We start from the raw sequence: 8,530 nt of genomic DNA, 5'->3' as shown, positions 1-8,530 counted from the left end.
TTGTCGTGGTCGTGGTCGTGGTCGTGGTCGTGGTCGTGGTCGGATTATTCGATTACGACAACGACAACGACAACGACAGCGTACCCGGGATCTCGGTCACCACATCAGTTCTGATCGCACCCGGGCGGCCACGCAACTGCCGGTGTCCGGCGCCGTTGCGCGGCGCCCGGAGGGCTCCGCCGCGGCTGAAGCCGCCCCCGCCGGGTCCCTCCCTCAAGGTCGCGCCTTGAACGCCGCGGGGCGGGGCGGCGACGACGGGTTATCCCACGCGTTCGGCGCGCACCAGGGCAACTTGGGCTGTCGCGCATCCTGGTTTCGGGCTACATTCTGCCTCCTTCGCTCGATCAACCCAGGAGGTGCAAAGTGACATCCAACAACCCGAGCCCCAAGAACCTGACATTCGCCGTCGTCGGCCCCCTGCTGCTGGCGCTCGGCCTGACCGCCGCCGGGGCCGCCGCCGAGGAGATCGTCACCACCCAGGGGATCGAGGTGGACGTCCGCCAGGTCATCGAGCCCGGCCCGCAAGGACGCGGCGGCCCGGCCATCGGTGAGGACGTGCAGGATTTCAGCGACGGGACCACCAATGAGGGCGGCGTGCCGGAGGTGACGGTCGACCCGCGCGACGCGGCCATCCGGGGCGAGAAGAACCTGGGGCCGAACGCCCCGGGCTACATCCCCTGAGGGCCGGGACCCTGGTCGCGACACGGCGCCCGGGCGGTTTCGCCATTTGCCGGGCGCGGGCTCGATCGGGTACCTTGGTCGGCTTGTCACGCGCCCCGGGGGCGGTCCGCCGGGCCGCACCCGGCGCCCCCACCCATTGGAAGTCACCCGCCATGCAGCCCGTCCTCAAATCCGCCAAACTGGCCAATGTCTGCTACGACATCCGCGGCCCGGTGATGGCCCGCGCCTACCAGATGGAGGAGGAAGGCCACCACATCATCAAGCTCAACATCGGCAACCCGGCCGTCTTCGGCTTCGAGGCGCCGGACGAGATTGTGCGCGACGTCATCCACAACCTGCCCAACGCCTCGGGTTATATCGAGTCCAAGGGGCTCTTCGCCGCCCGCAAGGCGATCATGCACTACACCCAGGAAAAGCAGATCGCCGCGGTCCAGGTCGGGGACATCTACATCGGCAACGGGGTCTCGGAACTGATCGTCATGACCATGGGGGCCTTGCTCGACAGCGGCGACGAGGTGCTGGTGCCGGCCCCCGACTATCCACTGTGGACCGCCGCCGTGTCGCTCGCGGGCGGTACCCCCTGTCACTATCTCTGCGACGAGGGGGCGGGTTGGCTGCCGGATCTGAACGACATCCGCGCCAAGATCACCTCCTCGACCCGCGCCATCGTCATCATCAACCCCAACAATCCCACCGGCGCACTCTACCCGGTGGACCTGCTGCTGGAGATCGTGGAGATCGCCCGCACGCACCAATTGATCGTCTATGCCGACGAGATCTACGACAAGGTGCTCTACGACGGCGCCACCCATACCTCCATCGCGTCGCTCGCCGAGGACGTGCTGTTCGTCACCTTCAACGGCCTGTCCAAGAACTACCGCGCCTGCGGCTACCGCGCCGGTTGGGCGATCGTGTCCGGGGAGAAGCGCCAGGCCCGCGACTACATCGAGGGGCTGGACATCCTCGCCTCCATGCGCCTGTGCGCCAATGTACCGGCCCAATATGCCATCCAGACGGCGCTCGGCGGTTATCAGAGCATCGACGACCTGGTCGCGCCCCACGGGCGCCTGTGCAAGCAGCGCGACCTGGCCCACGAACTGCTGACCGCCATCCCCGGTGTGACCTGCCACAAGCCCCAGGCGGCCCTGTACCTGTTCCCCCGGCTGGACCCCAAGGTCTACCCCATCATCAACGACCAGCAGTTTATCCTGGACCTGCTGTTGGAGGCCAAGGTGCTGTTGGTGCAGGGCAGCGGCTTCAACTGGCCGCACCCGGACCACCTGCGCGTCGTCTTCCTGCCCAATACCGACGACCTGGGCGATGCCATGGGACGGATCGGGCGCTTCCTCGAGGGTTACCGCAAGCGCCATGGCGGCTGACGGAGCAGGGGCGTCTCGCCCCGCGGACCCCGCAGCCGCCTGCCGGTTCTTTTCTAACCGCGGGCCATGACCGCGCTGACCCGAGTTCCCCAATGATCTCGAAATCGGCCATCCCGGTCAGGTCCCGATCGTGATGCCGTCGAACGCTCGACCTTGATCAGGCCCAGTCGAAGCTGATGAGCTTCAGACCGTTGCCGACGTCGATCATCACGGCCTGCGCCCCCCGCCCTACCCCAGCAGCAGCGCCCCCAGCAGCAGAGCCGCGCCCGTCTGTGTCGTCGCCATCGCTTGCCTCCGACCTGTCGGCATGAAAGTGGGTGGTCCGGCCGCACCGAGGGCCGGGCGACATTCCCCGCACCACGCACGCCAGGCCCGGGCGGCGGAAGTAGCAGCAAGATTACCCCGCCGACAAAGGGTCGGCGACTGAATCAATGTCCAAGACGGGGCGAATGCCCCGTCCCGCCGCCGGGGAACTTTCGCAAGTGGTCGCTGTCCGACTTTCTTAAGTGCATACACAATACGGACTGATCGATCGGCTTGAAGGATTGCGTTGTCGTAGCGACTTGATCGTGACGCCGACCGCCGCGACGCTCGGGGCCGGGCGCTGGATCCGCCAGGCGGGCGGGGCGCTCGCGCCCCCAGGCCCGGCCGGCACCGCGAACCTCTCAAACCAGGGGCTTAGCGCGCATCCGGCGGCAAGGCCCCGGGCCCGCCGGGCGCGCGGATTTACCAAACTTAACCGTTCCCACGACCGATCCCGCCGCGGATTTACTAAAGTTTACGTATCTCGCGCGCCGAAATGGTTCATAGTCTCGTAACGAGTGTGCGGCCCTGGGATCGCTCGGGATTGGCCTACCGCTATCAAGTGAATGGCCGGAACCCGGATGATACTGCTGGGCATCGCACTGCGCAACGCCGGGGCATCGGGTTCGCTGACGAATGAGGAGCGGACCAACAGCCCACTGCCAACCGCGGTCATTATCGAAAACAAGAGAGTACGCCGGCTTCAGACCGGTCGGCCTCCCGCCAGCGGGAGCGCGCACTCAGGCAACTAGTCCAGGACTACAGTCATGAACGGGGAAATGAGCGAGTCGTCAGACGTTATCCTGGTCGTGGATGATGACGAGAGTATGCGCCGCATCCTCCAACTGGTACTGCAGCGCGCGGGCTTCCGGGTCATCGCCGCGCAGGACGCCGGCGAGGGTCTGTGTCTGGCCCGCACCTGCGGTCCGCGCCTGGCCATCCTGGACTACCGGCTGCCGGACATGACGGGTCTGGATCTCCTGCGCCGGCTCAAGGTCGCGAGCCCCCACCTGCCGGTTATCCTGTTGACCGGCTTCGCCGATCTGGCCGGGGCGGTGGTCGCCATCAAAGAAGGCGCCTTTGATTATCTCTCCAAGCCCTTCGACAACCAAGGCTTGCTGAACAAGGTGCGCGAGGCCTTGGCGTGCCGTCAGCAGGCCCCCATGATCCCGAGCGCCGCGCTCGGACTGCGCGCCCGGATGGGGACCAGCCCGGCGATCACGCGCACGATCGAGGACGTGGAACGGGTGGCGCCGACGAATTTCGCCGTGAGCCTGTTCGGTGAGACCGGCGCGGGCAAGGAGGTGGTGGCCCGCGCCATTCATGATCTCAGCCCCCGCGCCGGGCACCCCTTCGTCGCCGTGGATTGCGGCACCATCCCTGACACCCTGATCGAAAACGAATTGTTCGGCCATGAGCGCGGCGCCTTCACCGGTGCGGAGCGGCAACAGCCGGGCAAGTTCGAGGCCGCCCATGGCGGGACCCTGTTGCTGGATGAGATCGGCAACCTGGCCTGGTCCGCGCAGGCGCGACTGTTGCGTGTGCTCCAGGAGCGGGTGATCTACCGCGTCGGCGGAACCAAGCCGGTCCCGGTGGACGTGCGGCTGATCTCGGCCAGCAACCAGGACCTCACCGAGGCGGTCAGCAAGGGGACCTTCCGCGAGGACCTGCTTTATCGCCTGTGCGACTACCGCGTGGCGGTCCCGCCCCTGCGCGCCCGCGCCCAGGATATCCTGCACATCGCCACGCAGTTCCTCGCCGAGGCCAATCGGGAGCTGGGCAAGCAGGTCGGCAGTTTCACCGAGGAGGCCGCGGCGGCCCTGCTCGCCTACCCCTGGCCGGGAAATGTGCGCCAGTTGCGCAGCATCGTCCGCCGGGCGGTGCTGATCGCAAACTTCACGATCGACACCCACCACCTGGCACTGCCGGACGCCGGGCCCGAGCGCACGCCGACGGCGGCCGACAACGTGGTTTACCAAACGGGTCTGTCGCTGAAGGAGATTGTGCGCACGCGCATGGCGGACGTGGAGCGCCAGGTATTGTTCGAGGCCCTGCAGCGCTCGCGCGGGAACAAGGCGGCGGTTGCGCGTATGCTCCAAGTGGACTATAAGACGGTCCACACGAAGCTCAAGACCTACGGATTGAGCGCCTGAGACCAAGACTAAGACCGGGATGAGCAATGCGCGCGATTTACGCGTTCTGTTTCGCGCCGGCCTCACTTCAGATCGATCAGGCGGGCGCTTTGGGGCTCGGCGACTGTGGTTGGGAGGAGCCGGTCTATATCGGCGCCGCGGCAGGCTTGAAGGCGGTCTTGAGTGACTGCCCCGCGGAACGCTTCGCCGGCGCGCAGGCGGAGGAGCGCCTGGCCGACCTCAAATGGCTGCTGCCGCGGGTCGAGGCCCACGATCTCGTCATCACGCGCGCGATGGCCGCCACCACTGTCTTCCCCCTCCCCTTCGGCACCCTGTTCTCCTCCGTCGGGGCCCTGGCCCTGGAGGCCGCCCGTCGGCGCCACACCCTGCTCGACTTCTTCGCCCGCATGCCGGGGCGCGAGGAATGGGCTGTCAAGGCCCTGCTGGACCGCGACCAGGCCACGGCGGCACGCCTGCGCGAAGGCTTTGCGGACGCCGCGGACACCATCGTCGGCGGTCGCGGCTATCTTGAGCAGCAACGGCGCAAGGTGGAGGCGCAACGTGCCATCGGCCCCTGGCTCAGCGCGGTTATCGCGGACCTGGACCCGCAGTTGCGCCGCTGCAGCGAGGCCGTTATGACCCGCCCCGCACGCGACCCGGCGGTCGCCAACTGGGCCTGCCTGGTGGCCCCCGGCGGTGCCGCGGCCCTGCACGCGGCGATCGAGCGCGCCCAAGCCCCCTATCTGGAGGACGGGCTGCAACTGCACTGCTCCGGACCCTGGCCGCTCTACAGCTTTTGCGGGGCACCATGACGGTCGGCAGGCGTCCCATGCTCCATTGCATCCTGCGCGACCCGCCGCGCTGCGCGCCCCTGCCCGGGGGGCTGCGGGGGATCGGCGTGGACGGGCTGCGGGCGGTCGTCGCCGACGTGGACCCGGATCAGGTCCGGGCGGCGGACAGCGCACAACTCCAGGGCTACGCGGACCTGATCGCGTGCCTGCACTGTGACGCACCCCTGATCCCCATGCGCTTCGGCTGCGTCTTCACCTCCGATGCCGCGGTGCGCAAACTGCTCACCGGACACCAGGCGCGGCTGCTGACCATGCTGGATCATCTGGACGATTGCGTCGAGATCGGCATCCGTCTGATGCTCCCCAAGGCCGCGCCGCCGACCGCGACGGCGGCGGCACCCGCGCCCGCCCCGGAGGCCGACGGACCGAAGGACCTCGGCCCCGGTCACGGCCACCTGGCGGTGATCCGGCGCCGCCTCGACGAGGAGGCCCTCGCGGCCGCCCGGGCCGGTGAGGCACGCGGTGCCATTGAGCGGATCGTGGCCGGGCTCTACCGTGACCTGCATCAGGAGTTCGGTCAGATCGGCGGGCGCTCCCTGCTCTCGCTCTATTTCCTGGTCCCCCGCGAGCAGAGCGGGGCCTTCGTGGAGGCGTTGCGGCGAGACCCCTCCGCGGTCCCGGGGTCCGGCCTGATCACCGGCCCCTGGCCACCCTACAACTTCGTTGGAGCGATCGATGATGACCTCCGGTCCCTGGCTTGAACCAGGCCTTGCGGACGGTGGCAACGCCCGCGAACCCTACGAGAACCTGTTTCGTACCCTGTTCGATGCGATTCCGTCGTCGATCCTGTTGGTCGACAGCCGCCTGCGCATCGCCATGGCCAATCGCAACTTCCTGCAAAAGGGCAATCGGACGCCCCGCGATACCATCGGCCATCGCTTTGAAGACGTCTTTCCCCCGACCATCGTGGAGCGCACCCGCATCCTCGACTGCGTACGCCGGGTCTTCGAGCGCAACGAGCAGAGCCCGTCCCAGCGCATGACCTTCCGCGCCCCCGGCGTGCCCATGCGGACCTATTATTTTCGCGCCCTGCCGTTCAACTGGAACGATCAGGTCCAATACGCCCTGTTCCTGATGGAAGACATCACCGAGCAGGTGCGCTTGAGCCAGGATATCCAGCGGGTGGAGCGTCACCTGGCGAGCGTGGTGGAGAGCGCCAGCGACATCCTGCTCTCGACCGACAACCGCGGCCGCATCCTCAGTTGGAACAAGGCGGCGGAACGGCTTACCGGCTATCAGGCGTGCGAGGCGATCGGCCGGCGCCTGCCGGAGTTCTTCGCCCCCGCGGACCGGCCGGAGATTGAACAGGCCTTAGGCGGCGGCCCCGCCATGGCCGCCAGCCGCACCGCGGAGTGGGCCCTGACCACCCTGTCGGAGGAGCGCATCGCGGTGTCCTGGACCCTGGCACCCATGCTCAATGCCGACGGTGAGACCACCGGCATGGTCGCCGCCGGACGTGACCTGACCGAACGCCACCGGCTGGAGGCCCAGTTGCTCCAATCCCAGAAACTCGCCGCCCTGGGCGTGATGGCCGGCGGCATCGCCCACGAGATCCGCAACCCCTTGGCGGTCTGCTCATCCGCCGCGCAGTTCCTCCTGGATGAGGACCTGGCACCGGATTTGCGCCGCGAGTGTGTGCAGAAGACCATCGCCGGCGTCCACAAGGCCTCCGAGATCATCGAGAACCTGTTGCGCTTCGCCCGCCCCGCGGGCGGCGACAAGATGACCCGGGTCGACCCGCTCGCCCTGCTCAACCAGGCCCTGTCGGTGGTCAACCATCAGGCCCATCTCAACCAGCTCGATGTCGAGACCCAGTTTTGCGAGCAACCCCTGTGGGTGCGCGGGGTGCCGAGCCTGCTGGAGCAGGCGTTCATCAACATCCTGCTCAACGCCATCGCCTCCATGCCCAATGGCGGCCTGCTCACCCTGACCTTGGACCGCGACGGCGACGAGGTCCTGGTGCATGTCATCGACACCGGCATCGGGATCGATGCCGCGGACATCGGCAAGATCTTCGACCCCTTCTACACCCGCTCCCCGGTCGGCAAGGGCACCGGCCTGGGCCTGTCCATCTGCTATTCGATCATTCAACAGCATCATGGACGTATCGAGGTAGAGAGCGCGCCCGGGATCGGCACCTGCTTCGTCGTCCATTTGCCGCTGGCTTAGGATGTCAGGTCCGGACACATCAGCGGCAGCGGGCGGCGCCACCGGCGCCCGCATCGCTCCCGCCTTTCTCACCGTCGATGACGAACCCGACATCAACTGGATCCTGGGGCGCCTGATTGCCCGTCGCGGCTTCCCGGTGCATCACGCACTGTGCGCCCAGGAGGCCATCGACCTCAGCCACCACACCCGCTATCGCGCCGTCTTTGTGGACGCCAAGCTTCCGGATATGTCGGGGATGGTCCTGATCAAGCACCTGCGCGATCTCCTGGGCGACCCCTTCGTGGTCCTGATCTCCGGCTATTTCTTTGCCGATGACCCGGCCGTCGACCAGGCGCTGCAGAGCGGCCTGATTCAGGGTTTCGTCGCCAAGCCCTTCCTGCATGGTGAAATCCTGGCCCTGATCGACCGGATTGCGGCGATCGGGACGGACTGATCAGCCTACAATCCACAGATGAACACAGATTCTCTTTCAATTATCATGCGCTTATCGCTACTGTCACAATCACCCACAAGGTGAGTCACCGGCCAAGCGTAAGCCAATGAATAATCTGTGTTCATCTGTGGATAACTGCGCTTTCCAGGCTGATGGTTCCTCAGATTCGCTATGGAACCAACGCCAGAGCTATGGAACGCATTCCATAACAACTACGGCCTTACCCCCGGGATTCACTGCATCCAGGTCCAGCTGACGACTCTTGATGTTTGTTTTATATAGAGTTATCAATCCGTTTCGGCGGAGTCTGCTTCTGGCACGCCAGTTGCTTTATATCCATCAAGCGACCGAGTCGGCAGGATGCCACACCGGGAAGCCCTGAGCCCGTCGGCAGTATCAAGCGGATCAGGGGACTCCCCCGGCGGGGTGGGGGCGCAGGGAGGCGCAATGTGACCCAGGCCCGGTAGGTTCGCTTTCGGCGCACATCACGTGCATGTCAAATCACTCTCAGAGGGTAAAGAAAATGGCAAAAGTCGCCAACTCCACCGATTCCTCCAGCCTGGCCGAAGTTGTTGACCGCAT

General features: G+C 66.4%; 8 protein-coding genes. All 8 read left to right on the top strand.

Annotated elements, in window-relative coordinates; translation table 11 throughout:
* On the top strand, positions 1 to 230 hold a 230-nt coding region (locus QZY48_RS05760), incomplete at its 5' end, for a hypothetical protein (RefSeq protein WP_295428896.1).
* A gap of 133 nt (positions 231 to 363) precedes the next feature.
* A complete protein-coding gene (locus QZY48_RS05755; protein ID WP_295428894.1) occupies positions 364 to 681 on the top strand; it encodes a hypothetical protein in 318 nt (105 codons plus the stop codon).
* 152 nt (positions 682 to 833) lie between these two features.
* Entirely contained in the window at positions 834 to 2,060 is a 1,227-nt protein-coding gene (locus QZY48_RS05750) for a pyridoxal phosphate-dependent aminotransferase (protein WP_295428892.1), read from the top strand.
* Positions 2,061 to 3,130: 1,070 nt separating this feature from the next.
* Positions 3,131 to 4,516 carry a sigma-54 dependent transcriptional regulator gene (locus QZY48_RS05745; RefSeq protein ID WP_295428891.1) on the top strand — a complete coding sequence of 462 codons (1,386 nt, stop codon included), beginning with the start codon at positions 3,131 to 3,133 and terminating at the stop codon, positions 4,514 to 4,516.
* Between the two features lie 26 nt (positions 4,517 to 4,542).
* On the top strand, positions 4,543 to 5,307 hold the full coding sequence (locus QZY48_RS05740; protein WP_295428889.1) for a GvpL/GvpF family gas vesicle protein: 765 nt from the start codon (positions 4,543 to 4,545) through the stop codon (positions 5,305 to 5,307).
* Between the two features lie 17 nt (positions 5,308 to 5,324).
* Positions 5,325 to 6,047 carry a GvpL/GvpF family gas vesicle protein gene (locus QZY48_RS05735; protein ID WP_295428886.1) on the top strand — a complete coding sequence of 241 codons (723 nt, stop codon included), beginning with the start codon at positions 5,325 to 5,327 and terminating at the stop codon, positions 6,045 to 6,047.
* On the top strand, positions 6,022 to 7,515 hold the full coding sequence (locus tag QZY48_RS05730; RefSeq protein WP_295428884.1) for a PAS domain-containing protein: 1,494 nt from the start codon (positions 6,022 to 6,024) through the stop codon (positions 7,513 to 7,515). The genes QZY48_RS05735 and QZY48_RS05730 overlap by 26 nt, the downstream gene beginning before the upstream one ends.
* Before the next feature lies 1 nt (position 7,516).
* On the top strand, positions 7,517 to 7,948 hold the full coding sequence (locus QZY48_RS05725; RefSeq protein ID WP_295428881.1) for a response regulator: 432 nt from the start codon (positions 7,517 to 7,519) through the stop codon (positions 7,946 to 7,948).
* The last annotated feature ends 582 nt before the right edge of the window (positions 7,949 to 8,530 follow it).

Source organism: uncultured Thiodictyon sp. (assembly GCF_903828115.1).
Classification (GTDB): Bacteria; Pseudomonadota; Gammaproteobacteria; order Chromatiales; family Chromatiaceae; genus Thiodictyon.
The sequence above is the reverse complement of the archived record's forward strand: the minus strand, read 5'-3'. Positions and strand labels throughout refer to the sequence as shown.

Excerpts from the sequence above, each read along its gene's own strand:
- QZY48_RS05725 (WP_295428881.1), top strand. The coding sequence starts at position 7,517 with ATGTCAGGTCCGGACACATCAGCGGCAGCGGGCGGCGCCACCGGCGCC.
- QZY48_RS05730 (WP_295428884.1), top strand. The coding sequence starts at position 6,022 with ATGATGACCTCCGGTCCCTGGCTTGAACCAGGCCTTGCGGACGGTGGC.
- QZY48_RS05735 (WP_295428886.1), top strand. The coding sequence starts at position 5,325 with ATGCTCCATTGCATCCTGCGCGACCCGCCGCGCTGCGCGCCCCTGCCC.
- QZY48_RS05750 (WP_295428892.1), top strand. The coding sequence starts at position 834 with ATGCAGCCCGTCCTCAAATCCGCCAAACTGGCCAATGTCTGCTACGAC.
- QZY48_RS05745 (WP_295428891.1), top strand. The coding sequence starts at position 3,131 with ATGAACGGGGAAATGAGCGAGTCGTCAGACGTTATCCTGGTCGTGGAT.
- QZY48_RS05740 (WP_295428889.1), top strand. The coding sequence starts at position 4,543 with ATGCGCGCGATTTACGCGTTCTGTTTCGCGCCGGCCTCACTTCAGATC.